Genomic DNA, 13,931 nt, shown 5'->3' with positions numbered 1-13,931 from the left:
CGCTCTACTACAATGGGCTTCGTATTTTATGATCAGGCGCCTGACGCGCCGGCCTCATCGGCGTCGCAAGCGGCCCATGTCAAAACTAGATGCTCTCTTTCTTCGCGCTCTCGATGACGCGCGAGCTGCCCACCGGTTGCGCGTTCTGCGTCCGGTCGAGCCTGCCGCCCCCGGGCGGCTGCGGCTCAACGGCCGCGAACTGCTCAACTTCTCCAGCAACGATTATCTCGGCCTGTCGCAGCATCCGGCGCTGATCGGGCGCTCGCGCGACTGGGCCAGCCAGGCCGGCAGCGGGGCCTCGCGTCTGGTGACCGGCACGCTGCCCCAGCACCAAAGCGTCGAAGCCAAGCTGGCGCGCGCCAAGGGAACCGAGGCCGCCCTGCTGCTGGCTTCGGGCTGGCAAGCCAACGCGGCCGTGCTGCCGGCGCTGTTCCAGGCCTGCGGCACGGTGCGTCTCTATACGGATCGGCTCAACCACGCCAGCATGCATCAGGGCTGCGCGGGGCAGCGCCAGATCCGCTACCGCCACAACGACCTCAATCACCTGGAGTCCCTGCTGATGCGTGACCGGGCTCTGCCCGGCACCCCGTTCATCCTTACCGAAAGCGTCTTCAGCATGGATGGCGACCGCAGCGACGTGGCAGCCCTGGCCGCGCTGGCTGCCCGCCATGACGCCTTTCTCTACCTGGACGAAGCGCACGCCACCGGCGTGCTCGGCCCGGCAGGCATGGGGCTGTCCGGGCTGGCGCCGGGCGGCGTGGATCTCATCATGGGGACGTTCAGCAAGGCGATGGGCAGCTTCGGCGCCTATGTGGCGGGCTCACGTGCGCTGTGCGATTACCTGGTCAATCACTGTTCGGGCCTGATCTACACCACCTCCCTGCCGCCGGCTGTGCTGGGCGCCATCGACGCCGCGCTCGATCTCGTGCCCACGCTGGACGCCGAACGCGCGCATCTGCAGGCCCTGGGCGAACGACTGCGCGCCGGGCTGACCACGCTCGGCCTGGACAGCGCCGCTTCGTCCACCCAGATCGTGCCCGCCCTGGTCGGCGAGGCCGCGCGCGCCGTGGCGCTGGCCCAGACGCTGCAGGAGGCCGGGCTGCTGGCTGTGGCCATCCGCCCGCCCACGGTGCCGGATGGCACCAGCCGGCTGCGCTTTGCCCTGAGCGCGGCCCATCGCCAGGCGGACATCGACACGCTGCTCGATGCCCTGCGGGGGTGGCGCTCTTGAACCGCCCCACCCTGTTTTTCGTGCATGGCTGGGGTTGCGACGCACGGATCTGGCAACCGCTGCGAGAGCGCCTGGCCGACTGGCCCCACTCCGTGGCCGAGGCCGGCTACTTCGGCGCAAGCTGCGCGCCCCCTCCGGACGGCCCGGTGATCGCCATCGGCCATTCGCTGGGCGGCATGCGCCTGCTGGCCGACCCGCCGCCACAGTGCCTGGGCCTGGCCCTGATCAACAGCTTCCCCCGTTTTAGCGCCGCTCCCGGCTGGGAAGCCGGCACGCCCGTCCGGCTGATCGACCGCATGCTGGCCCGCCTGACGCGGCAGCCGCAGGCCGTACTGGCAGACTTCCTGGCGCGCGCTGGCGGCCCGGCCTGCCCGCTGCTGCCAGACTGGGACGCAGCCGCGCTGGACACGCAGCGGCTGCGCACCGATCTGCTGCGCCTGCGCGATGACGATCAACGCCACGCCCTGCAAGGCTGGCGCCGCCCTCTGGCGGCGCTGGCGGCCACCGACGATGCCATCGTTGCGCCTGCCCTGACGCAAGCCGCGCTGCCCGGCGCAGCGCAATGGCTGCCCACCGGCGGCCACCTCCTGCCCTGGGCCGCCGCCGATGCCTGCGCTGACTTCCTGCGCAGTTTCCTGGCGCAATGGGACCGCTGATGCCAGCCCGCGACGCCACCCTGGCCCTCGTGGCGCGCCGCTTCGGCACGGCTGCCCCCACCTATGAACGCCACGCCCAGGCCCAGCGCCATGCCGCTGAAACCCTGGCGCGCCGCATCGCGGCCCTGCCGCTGCCGCCACGCCCGCGCATCCTGGAGATCGGCTGCGGCACCGGCCTGCTGTCACAGGCCCTGGCCGCAAGCCTGGGCGAAGCCGACTGGACCCTTACCGACCTGTCGCCGGACATGCTGGCCCAGGCGCGCGCCACCCTGACGCTACCGGGATCGGCGCGCTTCGCCGTCATGGATGGCGAACATCCGCGAGGTCTGGCCGGCAACTATGACCTGATCTGCTCCAGTCTGGCCATGCAGTGGTTCAGCGATCTGAACGCCGGACTGCTGCGGCTGGCCCGCCTGTTGCGCCCCGGTGGCTGGCTGGCGACGGCCACCCTGGCCAACGGCAGCTTCACCGAGTGGCAGCAGGCTCATGAAGGGCTGGGCCTGCGGGCCGGCACGCCCGCCTACCCGGCGGCCGACAGCATCCATGCCGGACTGCTGCCGGGCAGTGTGGTCGCACAAGCCCATCGCCAGCAGCACCGCGACGGACTGGATTTCGTGCGCGCCCTCAAAGGCATCGGCGCCACCGTGCCGCGCGCCGGCCACCGCCCCCTGAACGCCGGGCAACTGCGCGCCGTCATGCACCGATTCGAACAACAAGGAGCCCAAGTGACCTATCAATTCGCCTATGGCCAATGGCAACGCCCACAAGGCGTCTTCGTCACCGGCACCGACACCGGCGTGGGCAAGACCCTGGTGAGCGCCGTGCTGGCGCGCGCCTGGCAGGCTCACTACTGGAAACCGCTGCAGACCGGCCTGGCCGACGAGCCCGGCGACAGCGCCACGGTGGCGGAGCTGGCACAATTGCCGCCCGCGCGCCGCCATGATCCGGCCTATGCCCTGCAGGCCCCGTTATCGCCGTGGGCCGCGGCGCCGCTGGAGCAGGTGCGCATCGATCCCCGCCGGCTGGTGCCGCCGGTGGTCGACGGCCCCCTGGTGATCGAGGGCGCGGGCGGGTTGTACGTACCCATCGACGACACGCACATGATGCTGGACTACATCGCCGCGCTGGGCATGCCGGTCGTGCTGGCCGCCAGAAGCGGCCTGGGCACCATCAATCACACCCTGCTCAGTCTGCAGGCGCTGCGCCAGCGCGAGATCCCGGTGCTCGGCGTCGTGATGAGCGGCCCGCCCTCACCCGGCAACCGCCTGGCCATAGAACGCTTCGGCCAGACCCGCATCCTGGCCGAGATCCCGCAACTCGACTGCGTCGACGCCGCCGCCGTGGCGCGTCAGGCCGAGGCCATCGCGCCGCTGGACGCCCTGCTCGCCCCGCGCTGACGCGCGCTCAGGCCGGCACCGCCGGCGAGGCAGGCGCCGGCGGACGCGGCGCGCCCAGGGCGCTGCCCATGGAAGCGGCCACGATCATGCCGATGGCCAGCCATTGGGTCAGGCTCAGATACTCATCCAGCAAAGCCAGCGCCAGCACCGCCGCCACGGCCGGCTCCATGCTGATCATGATGCCGAAGGCCTGCTGCGGCAAACGCTTGAGCGCCACCATTTCGAGCGAGATGGGAATCGCACTGGAAAGTGCCGCCACCCCCAGGCCCACCAGCAGGACGGCCGGCGTGAGCAAGCTGGCGCCGGCATGGGCCACGCCCACCGGCACCACCACCAGCGCGGCGACGGCCAGGCCCAGCGCCACGGAATGGCCGGCATGCAGATGGCCGACGCGCTTGCCGAACAGGATGTAGGTCGCCCAGCAGACCGCTGCCATCAAGGCCAGCATGACGCCTTGCGGATCGAGCGTGCTGACGTTATGCCCCAAGGGCAGCAGCAGGCCCAGACCGGCCATGGCCAGCGCCACCCAGACGAAATCGACGGCGCGGCGCGAAGACAGCAAGGCCACTGCGAGCGGCCCGGAAAACTCGATCGCCACGGCCACCCCGAAAGGAATCGTGCGCAGCGACAGATAGAAACAGAGGTTCATCAGGCCCAGCGCGGCGCCATAGGCCGCCACCATGCGCAGATCGCGGCGCGTGAGCCGCCAGCGCCACGGCCGCCACAACAGCAAGAGCAGCATGGCTGACAAGCCAACCCGCAAGGCGGTGGTGCCCTGCGCCCCCACCAGGGGAAAAAGAACCTGTTTGGCCCAGGACGTCCCCAGACCCAGAAACGTGACCGCCCCGAGAATCGCCAGGGGAGGAAGCAAAGCGGTGTAGCGAGAAGTAGACATGCCGGAACTTTATTGCGTTACGATTTTTATTTGGGCTCTATTTAACATGTCCGAATGAAATTTTCGCTCTCGTGATGCCATCTCCCGCCGCCATCGAGCTGGATTCCTTCGATCTGGCCATTCTCGCCATCCTCCAACGCGACAACACCGTGCCGCAGCGCGAGATCGCGCGCGCCATCCACCTGTCGGCGCCGGCGGTTCAGCGCCGCATACGGCGGCTGCGCGCCAGCGGCGTCATCCGCGCCGAAGTGGCCGTGCTTGACCCCACCCTGCTGGGCCGCCCGCTTACCCTCTTGGTCGAGCTGCATCTGCATGACGAACACCCGCGCCATACCGAGACGCTGCGCGCGCGCATCCTGGCCGAGCCGGCTGTGCAACAGTGCTATCCGATCACCGGCGAGGCCGATTATCTGCTGGTGATCACCGCAAGCAACATGGCGGACTACGAGGCCCTCACCGAACGCCTGTTCCGCGGCGACGACAACATCCGGCGCTTTCGCACCTCGGTCGCGCTGGGCTGTCTGAAAGCCAGCCTGAACGTGCCGCTGCCGGCCTGAGGACCGGGCGGGCGGTCGCGCTTTGGCGCGATACGCACTACACTTTTTGCGACACAACGCCCTTGCGGCGGCCACCGCCGGCGCAGAAGCGCCCGCATGGCAGCCCGACGGCTGCCCGGCCTCCCGCAACACAACGACAAGCCCAACCGAGAGCGGCGGCACCATGAGCGCACCGATCCACCAACCTACCGCCTGCCGGGCAGCCCCGCCCTGTGCGCCGCCGGCATGAACGGCATGGACATCAACCTCATCCGCAACTTCGTGGAGATCGTCGATGCGCTCAGCCTGAGCGCGGCAGCCCGACGGCGCGATGTCACCCGCTCCAAGGTCAGCAAGGAACTCAAGGCGCTGGAGACGTCACTGGGCGTTAAGCTGCTGCACCGGACCACCCGGCGCATCCTGCTGACGGCCCCCGGCGAAGTGCTCTATGCCCACGGTCGCAGCATCATCCAGGAAGTCGAATCCGCACGCGAAGCGCTCGACGCGCTGCAGCACGTGGTCAGCGGCTCGGTCAGGCTCAGCATCCCCACCGGCCTGGGAGAAGTGTATCTGGCCGACCTGCTGCTGGCCTTTCACAAACGCTACCCGCAGGTGCGCATCCGGGTGCTGTTCTCCAACCGCGTCAACGACCTGATGAGCGCGAAGATCGACGTGGCGGTGCGGCTGGCCAAGGACGTGCAGGACCATCTGGTGGCGCGCGATCTCGGGCCGGTCGAATTCGGCCTGTACGCCCACAGCGATTTCGCAAAAAGCCACCGTTTCGCCAATCCCACCGAGATCCCTCACGGCGTGCTGATACTGCCGCCTGGCGACGGCAAGACCTATGCCATCACGATCCGCAACCAGCAGGAGGAGATCGCGCTGAAGTGCGAGCCCTACCTGACGAGCGAACACTTCCCGTTCCTGAAGCAGTCGATGCTCAAGGGCTGCGGCGTCGCGGCGCTGCCTCACTACATGGTGATGGATGAGTTGCGCATGGGGTCGGTACAACGCGTCTGCCCCGACTGGAGCATCTCGGGGCTGGGCGACCGGCTTTACATCATTACGGCCGAGGATCGTCGCCCGTCCCAGGCGGTCAAGGTGATGACCGACTTCCTCAGGACGAACCTGAAACGGTTCGTCTCCTGAGGCGGCTCGGCCTGTGCGCTCAGTTGTCCAGCGCGATATGGTTGTCGGCAATGACCTGACGCCACATCTGCCCATCCGATTTCACAAAGGCGTCAAGCTGGGCCTGGGTCTGCGGCGGCTGCGCCACCAGATATTGATTGTTCAGGGTGGTGATGAAGGCAGGATCCTGCATGACCGTATCGATCGCCTGCTGCAGCCGCTGTGCGACGGGCGTGGGCGTGGCCATCGGCACCGCGATGCCGAACCAGGTCGAGGCGCGGAAGTCCGGAAACCCTGATTCGGCAATCGTCGGTGTCTGCGGCAGGAATGCCAGCCGCTCGCGCCCGGTAGTGGCAATGGGCACCAGTTTGCCGGCCTTGATCTGCGGCAGGGAGGTGCCGATCACATCCACCATCATCTGCGTATCGTTGGACATCAGTGCGGTCAACGCCGGGGCGCTGCCATTGAACGGGATATGGGTGGCCCCCACGCCCAGGCGCGATTTGATCAGCTCGGTGGTCAGCTGCAGCGGGTTGCCCAGGCCGATCGAGCTGTAATTGAGCTGGCCGCGGCGGGCCTTTTCATAGGCTTTCAGGCCCTCGATATCCTTGATCCCGGTCTGGCTGTTGGTCACCAGCACCAAGGGCGCTTCAGCAAGGATATTGATCAGCTTGAGTTCGGTATCGGGGTTGTAGGTAAGCTTCTTGTACAGCAGCGGGTTGAGCACCATGCTCGCATTGCTGGCCAGCAGCAGGGTGTAGCCGTCGGCCGGCGCGCGCGCCACGGCCGAGGCCGCGATGATGGTATTGGCGCCGGGCTTGTTCTCCACGATCACCGGCTGCTTGATCTCGGCAGCCAGCGAATTGGCCAGCGTGCGGGCCAGCACGTCGGCCGAGCCGCCCGGGGCGTAGGGTGCGATCAGCCGGATGGGCTTGTCGGGGAAGGCGTGCTGCTGCGCCGAAACGCTGGCTGCGGTCGCCAGCAGGCAGATGGCGATTGCCAGTTTTTTCATGGGTTATCTCCTCGATGCTTTGAATGAATCACACCTTGCGCTGCGACGATCCCCAATAGGCGTCGCGCAGCTTTCTTTTTGCGATTTTTCCGTTGTCGTCCCGCGGCAAGGTCTGGAACACGAAACCGCGCGGCAGCTTGTAGGCGGCCAGCCTGCCCTTCAACCATTGCGGCAGCGCCTTTTGCAATTCGTCCGGCTCGCCCGCCGTCTCTACCAGCGCCAACAGCTTTTCGCCGTATTCGGGGTCCGGCACGCCGATCACCGCACAATCCGATACCTGGGGATGCTTGAGCAACTCGTTCTCGATCTCTGCCGGGTAGATGTTGACCCCGCCGGAAATCACCAGATCGGAGTCGCGGTCACAGACATACAGGAAACCTTCCTCGTCGAGATACCCCATATCTCCCAGGGTGATCAGATCATCGAAGGCGATGGCCCGCCGGGCAGCCTCGTTGCCCCGATAGGTGAAATCGGCATAGGCAGGCTGGCGTACGTAGATCAGCCCCACCTCGCCCACGGGCACGGGCTGACGCGCCTTGTCCAGGATCCTCACCTTGGCCTCGAGCAGCGGCCGCCCGGCGCTGCCCGGACGGCTCAGCGCATCCTGGGCATGCATGAAGGTGACCAGGCCGGCCTCGCTGGAGGCATAGGTTTCGTGGATGATGGGGCCCATCCACTCGATCATGGCTTTTTTCACTTCAGGCGCACACGGCGAGCCGGTAGAGGCGATGAAGCGCAAGGACGAAATGTCATAACGCTGGCGCACCTGCGCCGGCAGACGCAGCAGGCGCACATACATGATGGGCACCATGTAGGCCGTATCGATGCGGTGCGTCTGGACCAGTTGCAGAAACTGCTCCGGATCGAAGCGAGAAGTCAGCACCACGCACTCGCTGAGCATCAAGGCATTCTGGAAGTACAGGCTTGGTGCGCTGTGATAGATGGGCGCCGTGAGCAGGGTGCGCGCGCCGTGGCGCAGACCATAGGCCGTCTCCACCAGTTTGCGGTTGACGGCCTGGCGCTGCGCCAGTTCCTCGATCGGGAATGTATCGCGCACCACGCCCTTGGGACGACCGGTCGTGCCTGACGTGTAGGCCATATGGCCACGGGGGGCGACCAGCGGGCCATCATAGAGCGGCTGCTCGGCCAGCCAGGTCTCGTAGTCGCAGCCGCCAGAGGCCGCGTCGATGACGAGCCTGGGAATCGGCGTCTGCAACGCCGGCTGCAGCGCATCGAGCAGATCCTGGCTGCTTAGCAAGGCCTTGGCGCCGCTGTCTTCCAGCAGGTAAGCGATTTCCGAGGCCGTAAAATGCCAGTTGATCGGGCAGTACACCACACCCGCCAGACGGCAGGCATGCACCACATCGGCATACTGCAGGCAGTTTTTCAGCAACACGGCAAGCACATCGCCGGGCTGCAGACCCAATTGCACCAACCCCTGCGCCAGGCGCAGGCCGCGCTCCTGTTGCTGCGCGGGGTCCAGCGCCTGCCCTTCGCACAGCAAAGTGGAATGGGGTTGCGGTCTCATCAGCGGGCCCCCTTGGCCATGGCCTTGGCCAGGGCCCAGTCATCATCGGTCCAGGCCTGGTAGTCGGTGAAGTAGGCGCCATTGGCCAGCGCATCGCCGCCATCGAGCGTGATGGTCTGGCCGTTGAGCCAGGTGTTGCCCGGGGCCAGCATGAAGGCGGCCAGATTGCCGATGTCCTCGCCCGTGCCCAGCCGGCGCATGGGATTGTCCAGCTCGCGCTGGCGCGCCGAATCCCGGTTGCCCTCGATGCCGGGGCGCAGACGCTGGCTGGCCCCTTCGGTCGGGATCACGCCCGGCGCAATGGCGTTCAGGCGGATACCCTTTGGCCCCCATTCCACCGCGAGGGATTTGGTCATTGCGTCCAGCCCCGCCTTGGACATGGCCGAAGGCACCACGAACGGCGCACCGGTGTCGACCCAGGTCACCACGATGGACAGCACCGCGCCCGGCAGCCCCTGCGCGATCCATTGCCTGCCGACCGCCTGCGTGACGTAGAACGTCCCCCGGAACACGATATCGGAAATGGCATGAAAGCCGTTGATGCTTAGATCCTCGGTGCGGCTGACGAAGTTGCCTGCCGCATTGTTGATCAGCGCCGTCAGCGGACCATGCTGCTGCCAGATGTGATCCACCTGCCGGGCCACCGCGGCGGCATCCCGGATATCCAGCGCATGCGTGAAGACCTGGGCGCCGTGCGTCTCGCGCAGCGCAGCCGCGGCCTCGTGCAGCACGGCCTCGCGGCGTCCCCACAGGTGCACCTCGGCGCCCAGCGAAGCCAGCTTGCCGGCCATGGCAAAGCCCAGCCCCGTCCCCCCTCCCGTCACCAGCACCCGCTGCCCACGGTACAAATCGGTCTCGAACATTAGTCTCCTCCAGCGTTTCGAACACTGTAGAGACATCGCTGCCCGGGAAATAGCCGCCAGGCGGAACCAGTTTGTTTCCCCTCAGGATACAAAGCGGTCGGATTTGCCCGGCCCCGCCGACCCGCCCGCAAAAAAAAGGGGTGCCCAGCGGCACCCCAAAGCACTCCACCCTACATACGAAACGCGCCGGCGCTTACGCCGCCTGCACCTGCTTGCCGCCCTGCTCGAACTGGGCTTCCTCGGTCGAACCGGTCAGGGCCGTGGTCGAGGATTGGCCGCCTTCGATGGTCTGCGTGACGGCGTCGAAATAGCCCGTGCCGACTTCGCGCTGGTGCTTGACCGCCGTAAAGCCCAGATCGGCGGCGGCAAACTCTTTCTGCTGCAGCTCGACGAAGGCGCTCATCTGGCGACGTGCATAGCCGTGGGCCAGCTCGAACATGCCGTAGTTCAGCGAATGGAAGCCGGCCAGCGTGATGAACTGGAACTTGTAGCCCATCGCGCCCAGCTCGCGCTGGAACTTGGCGATCGTGGCATCGTCCAGGTTCTTCTTCCAGTTGAACGACGGCGAGCAGTTGTAGGCCAGCAGCTTGCCCGGATACTTGCGATGAATGGCCTCGGCGAACTTGCGGGCATACTCCAGATTGGGCGTGGAGGTCTCGCACCAGATCAGGTCGGCATAGGCCGCATAGGCCAGGCCGCGCGAAATGGCCTGGTCGATGCCGGCGCGGGTGCGGAAGAAACCCTCGACCGTACGCTCGCCGGTGATGAAAGGACGATCGTTTTCATCCACGTCGCTCGTGACCAGGTCCGCCGCATCGGCATCGGTGCGCGCCAGCAACAGCGTGGGCGTGCCCATCACGTCGGCCGCCAGACGCGCGGCCACCAGCTTGGCCACGGCATCGCGGGTGGGCACCAGCACCTTGCCGCCCATGTGGCCGCACTTCTTCACCGAGGCCAGCTGGTCCTCGAAGTGCACGCCGGCCGCGCCGGCCTCGATCATGCCCTTCATGAGCTCAAAGGCATTGAGCACGCCGCCGAACCCGGCTTCGGCATCGGCCACGATGGGCGCGAAGAAATCGATGTAACCCTCGTCGCCAGGCTGACGCCCTTCCATCCACTGGATCTGGTCGCAACGGGCCAGCGAATTGTTGATGCGGCGCACCACCTGGGGGACCGAGTTGGCCGGATAAAGCGACTGGTCGGGATACATTTCACCCGCCAGGTTGGCGTCGCCGGCCACCTGCCAACCCGACAGATAGATGGCCTTCAGGCCGGCCTTGACCTGTTGCATGGCCTGGTTGCCAGTCAGCGCACCCAGCGAGTTGACGAAGGGTTCGCTGTGCAGCAACTCCCACAGGCGGGTGGCGCCGCGGCGGGCCAGCGAATGCTCGATGGCGATCGAGCCGCGCAGGCGGATGACCTCATCGGCGCCATAGGCGCGCGTGATGCCCTTCCAGCGCGGGTTCTCGGCCCACTCCCGTTGCAGATTGCGGATGTCGTTGTCGCGTTGGCTCATGATGTTCCTCCGAGGGATGGTTTTGCAAGACTAGGGATTCAGGGTCTGGGTCTGCCGCGAATCCGTGCGAAACAGTCTACGAGGATGCTGCGCAGCAGCGACCCTCTTCCATCAGAGAAAATCCATTTATTTTTCTATTTATAATCAATGAATTACGAATTTCATTTCATAATATGAAAACTCATTTGCTGCCGTGAAATCTGCTTTCGCTGCTTTGCAGCATACGCTTTCACATGCCGGCATACGGTTTTCACCATGCAAAAAAAAGCGCCTGTCGAACGCCTACAATGCAGCTTTCCGATCTTTGCCTTCTTGCCATGCCGCTTTCCCATGCGCCGCTGGGCCATCATGTGGCCTACCCCAGCGAATATGACGCCTCGCTGCTGTTCCCCATTCCGCGCGCCGAGAACCGTGCCGGGCTGGGGCTGTCCGAGCTTCCCCCCTTGGCTGGTCAGCCTCTGCCGTTTCGCGGGGTCGACATCTGGACGGCCTATGAGCTCTCCTGGCTGGATGCCAAGGGCAAGCCGCGCGTGGCCATGGCCAGTTTCGCCATCCCTGCCGACAGCCCCTTCATCATCGAGTCCAAGTCGTTCAAGCTCTACCTGAACTCGTTCAACCAGACACGCCTGCCCAACGCCCATGCGCTGCGCGAGCGCCTGCAGCAAGACCTGTCAAAGGCCGCCGGCGCAACCATAGCGATGGATTTCATGCTGCCGCAGCATTTCAGCGGCCAGGCTATCGGAGAACTGGCCGGTTTCAATCTCGACAAGCAGGATATCGAGATCGACCGCTACCAGCCGGCGCCCGAACTGCTGGCCTGCCTGCCGGGCGACGAGGTCGAGGAAACATTGGTATCACAGCTGTTGAAGTCCAACTGCCCGGTCACCGGCCAGCCGGACTGGGGCAGCGTGCAGATCCGCTACCGGGGCCGCCCGATAGACCGGGCAGCACTGCTCAAGTACATCGTATCCTTCCGCCAGCACACGGAATTCCACGAGCACTGCGTCGAACGCATGTTCTGCGACCTGATGCGCGCCTGCCAGCCCAGCGAACTGACTGTGTACGCGCGTTATACCCGGCGCGGCGGACTGGACATCAACCCCTGGCGCAGCAACCGCCAGGATGCCCCGCCCGCCAACCTTCGGACTGCCCGCCAGTAAGCCCCTGCCCCGCCGCGCGATTCAGGCCGCGCTGCGGCGCGCCTGAACGGCAATCCACTGCGCCAGCAGCGCGCCCACGGCGAACGCCAGGCCGGCGCCGATCCAGGGCCCCTTGGCCAGACCCGCATCCAGCAGAATGCCGAAACCCAGCGGTCCGAGCGCCGACCCCACATCCATGCCCGAATACACCAGGCCATAGACCGAACCGGTCGATCCCTTGGGCGTGACGCGACGGATCAGCATGTCGCGCGAAGGCGCGGCCACGCCGGAGCAGAAGCCGGCCAGCCCCACCACGAAGGCGGCCAGCGAGGCCGGCACCCAGCCCATGGCCAGCAGCACCAGCGTCAGGCCTGCCAGGATGAGCGCCGCCGTCACGGTGCGCTCGGTGCGCGGCGTGGCCGACACCAGAAAGCCGCCGGCCGCCATGCCGGCCGCCGAGGCCAGCATATACCCCGACAAGGCCGTGCTGGCCGTGACCCGCGAGAGATCGTAAAGCTGACCGAGCAACGGGATGGTGTAGTTCTGAACCGCCGAAAACGCCACCGAGGTCGCCGCGAAAAACAGGAAAGCCCCCCACAGCGCCGGGCGCGCCAAGAGATCCTTGAGCGTCTGCAATGCGCTTTGCTGCGGTGCGCCGGACTTGCCTTGCGCACCGCTTTCCTGCGGCACGGCGCCGCCCAGCAGGTCACGCCCCAGTATGGTCAGCAACAAGATGAAGGCAATCAGCGCAGCCGCCGAGAACGTCGCCACCCGCCAGTTCGACAACAGCGTGATGGAAGTGATGAACACCGGCGTGAGCGCCCATCCCAGGTTGCCGGTCAGACCATGGGCCGAATAGGCATGCCCCAGGCGGGCCGCACTGACACGGTGATTGATGATCGAATAGTCGGCCGGATGAAAAATCGAATTCCCCACCCCGCCGATCACGGCAGCCACCATCAGCATGGCGTAGCCGTTGGCCGAGCCGATCAGCACGGCCGACAGCACGAAGCAGCTCAGGCCGAACCACAGCACCGGCCGCGCCCCGACCCGGTCGACCACGAACCCCGAAGAAGCCTGTCCCAGCCCGGACACCACGAAAAACACCGACACCAGCAGACCCAGACGCGCAAAATCCAGGTCGAAGGCCAGGCCCAGCGACACATAGAGCGAAGGCAGGATCAGCTGGAAGAAATGCGAACTGGCATGGGCCACGCCGATCAGCATGATCACCTGCCAGTCTCGGCGGCGCAAAAGAGGGGAATCGGGGCTATCAGGGGAAAGGGCGCTAGCGGTCGTCATAAATATCGCGGGCCGCGTCGACGCGGCCCCAGCAAGGTCTCCAGTCGATGGCGGCCCGCGGCCGCCACCCTCCATGGGCCGCTGTGCGCGGCCTCTTTGTCTGCAGCTTTACCGCCCCGCGCGGTTCAGCCCGCCTTCTCGCGGATGGCCGGCCAGGCGCGCTGCAGGTAGTACAGCATGGACCAGACCGTCAGCACGGCCGCCACCACGATGAGCACATTGCCCCAGACCCGGGTGCTCAGCCCGAACAGGGTTTGATCGTAAAGCAGGCAAGGAATGGCCACCATCTGGGCGGCCGTCTTGAACTTGCCCAGCCAGTGCACGGCCACGCTGGCGCTGGCGCCGATCTTGGCCATCCATTCGCGCAGCGCGGAAATGGTGATTTCACGGCCGATGATGATGAGCGAAATAAACGCATCCACCCGGCTCAGATCCAGCAGCACGATGAGCGCTGCACAGACCATCAGTTTGTCGGCCACCGGGTCCAGAAAGGCGCCGAACGCCGAGGTCTGGTTCCAGCGGCGCGCCAGCCAGCCATCGAACCAGTCTGTCAGCGCGGCCACGATGAAGGCGACGGCCGCCAACGTGTCGCGCACACTCACCGACAGCCAGGTATCGGGCAGGTAGAACAGCCCGACCACCAGCGGAATCATGGCGATGCGCAGCCACGTCAGGAAAATGGGTACGTTTAACGGCATAGTGTTTGTAATGCTACCTCAGCCAGCCCG

General features: G+C 66.1%; 13 protein-coding genes. 6 read left to right on the top strand and 7 right to left on the bottom strand.

Going from position 1 to position 13,931, the window contains the following annotated elements:
- Positions 1-76 precede the first annotated feature (76 nt).
- From A7V84_RS03050 to bioD, 3 genes are read left to right on the top strand one after another with little or no spacing between them, the layout of a single operon-like run.
- Positions 77-1,231 (top strand): aminotransferase class I/II-fold pyridoxal phosphate-dependent enzyme, encoded by a 1,155-nt coding sequence (locus A7V84_RS03050; RefSeq protein ID WP_025512690.1) that lies wholly within the window; start codon positions 77-79, stop codon positions 1,229-1,231.
- Positions 1,219-1,887 carry an alpha/beta fold hydrolase gene (locus A7V84_RS03045; protein ID WP_115638866.1) on the top strand — a complete coding sequence of 223 codons (669 nt, stop codon included), beginning with the start codon at positions 1,219-1,221 and terminating at the stop codon, positions 1,885-1,887. Before A7V84_RS03050 ends, A7V84_RS03045 begins: the two co-directional genes overlap by 13 nt.
- Positions 1,887-3,284: a dethiobiotin synthase gene (bioD, locus tag A7V84_RS03040; protein ID WP_033534541.1), complete on the top strand. Its 1,398-nt coding sequence runs from the start codon at positions 1,887-1,889 to the stop codon at positions 3,282-3,284. The genes A7V84_RS03045 and bioD overlap by 1 nt, the downstream gene beginning before the upstream one ends.
- Positions 3,285-3,291: 7 nt before the next feature.
- Here the strand turns inward: bioD and A7V84_RS03035 are convergent, their stop codons facing one another.
- Complete coding sequence (locus A7V84_RS03035) at positions 3,292-4,179, bottom strand: EamA family transporter (protein ID WP_025512693.1); 888 nt, start codon at positions 4,177-4,179, stop codon at positions 3,292-3,294.
- A gap of 74 nt (positions 4,180-4,253) precedes the next feature.
- On the opposite strand from A7V84_RS03035, the gene A7V84_RS03030 reads away from it, so the two are divergent.
- Entirely contained in the window at positions 4,254-4,736 is a 483-nt protein-coding gene (locus A7V84_RS03030; RefSeq protein ID WP_063492501.1) for an Lrp/AsnC family transcriptional regulator, read from the top strand.
- A gap of 96 nt (positions 4,737-4,832) precedes the next feature.
- The gene (locus A7V84_RS03025) at positions 4,833-5,864 is read left to right on the top strand and encodes a LysR family transcriptional regulator (RefSeq protein ID WP_231886793.1); all 1,032 of its coding nucleotides are present in this window, start codon (positions 4,833-4,835) and stop codon (positions 5,862-5,864) included.
- A 19-nt stretch (positions 5,865-5,883) separates the two neighbouring features.
- Here A7V84_RS03025 and A7V84_RS03020 read toward each other — a convergent pair whose 3' ends face one another.
- The 4 genes from A7V84_RS03020 to aceA form a co-directional block, all read right to left on the bottom strand.
- Positions 5,884-6,855: a Bug family tripartite tricarboxylate transporter substrate binding protein gene (locus A7V84_RS03020; RefSeq protein ID WP_063492502.1), complete on the bottom strand. Its 972-nt coding sequence runs from the start codon at positions 6,853-6,855 to the stop codon at positions 5,884-5,886.
- A 28-nt stretch (positions 6,856-6,883) separates the two neighbouring features.
- Positions 6,884-8,383, bottom strand: a complete 1,500-nt coding sequence (locus tag A7V84_RS03015; RefSeq protein WP_033534489.1) for an AMP-binding protein — start codon at positions 8,381-8,383, stop codon at positions 6,884-6,886.
- Positions 8,383-9,246, bottom strand: coding sequence for an SDR family oxidoreductase (locus tag A7V84_RS03010; RefSeq protein ID WP_063939969.1), 864 nt, complete (start codon positions 9,244-9,246; stop codon positions 8,383-8,385). Before A7V84_RS03010 ends, A7V84_RS03015 begins: the two co-directional genes overlap by 1 nt.
- Positions 9,247-9,439: 193 nt before the next feature.
- Positions 9,440-10,762, bottom strand: a complete 1,323-nt coding sequence (aceA, locus tag A7V84_RS03005) for an isocitrate lyase (RefSeq protein ID WP_025512699.1) — start codon at positions 10,760-10,762, stop codon at positions 9,440-9,442.
- 317 nt (positions 10,763-11,079) lie between these two features.
- Between aceA and queF the strand changes: the two genes are divergently transcribed.
- Positions 11,080-11,922 carry an NADPH-dependent 7-cyano-7-deazaguanine reductase QueF gene (queF, locus tag A7V84_RS03000; RefSeq protein WP_033534543.1) on the top strand — a complete coding sequence of 281 codons (843 nt, stop codon included), beginning with the start codon at positions 11,080-11,082 and terminating at the stop codon, positions 11,920-11,922.
- A gap of 21 nt (positions 11,923-11,943) precedes the next feature.
- Here the strand turns inward: queF and A7V84_RS02995 are convergent, their stop codons facing one another.
- Both A7V84_RS02995 and pgsA read right to left on the bottom strand, forming a co-directional pair.
- Positions 11,944-13,203: an MFS transporter gene (locus tag A7V84_RS02995; RefSeq protein ID WP_025512701.1), complete on the bottom strand. Its 1,260-nt coding sequence runs from the start codon at positions 13,201-13,203 to the stop codon at positions 11,944-11,946.
- Positions 13,204-13,328: 125 nt separating this feature from the next.
- On the bottom strand, positions 13,329-13,901 hold the full coding sequence (gene pgsA, locus A7V84_RS02990; protein WP_025512702.1) for a CDP-diacylglycerol--glycerol-3-phosphate 3-phosphatidyltransferase: 573 nt from the start codon (positions 13,899-13,901) through the stop codon (positions 13,329-13,331).
- Positions 13,902-13,931: the final 30 nt, after the last annotated feature.

It is taken from the genome of Bordetella trematum, from assembly GCF_900078335.1.
Taxonomy (GTDB): domain Bacteria; phylum Pseudomonadota; class Gammaproteobacteria; order Burkholderiales; family Burkholderiaceae_B; genus Bordetella; species Bordetella trematum.
This window is presented reverse-complemented; position numbering and strand designations above follow the sequence as displayed.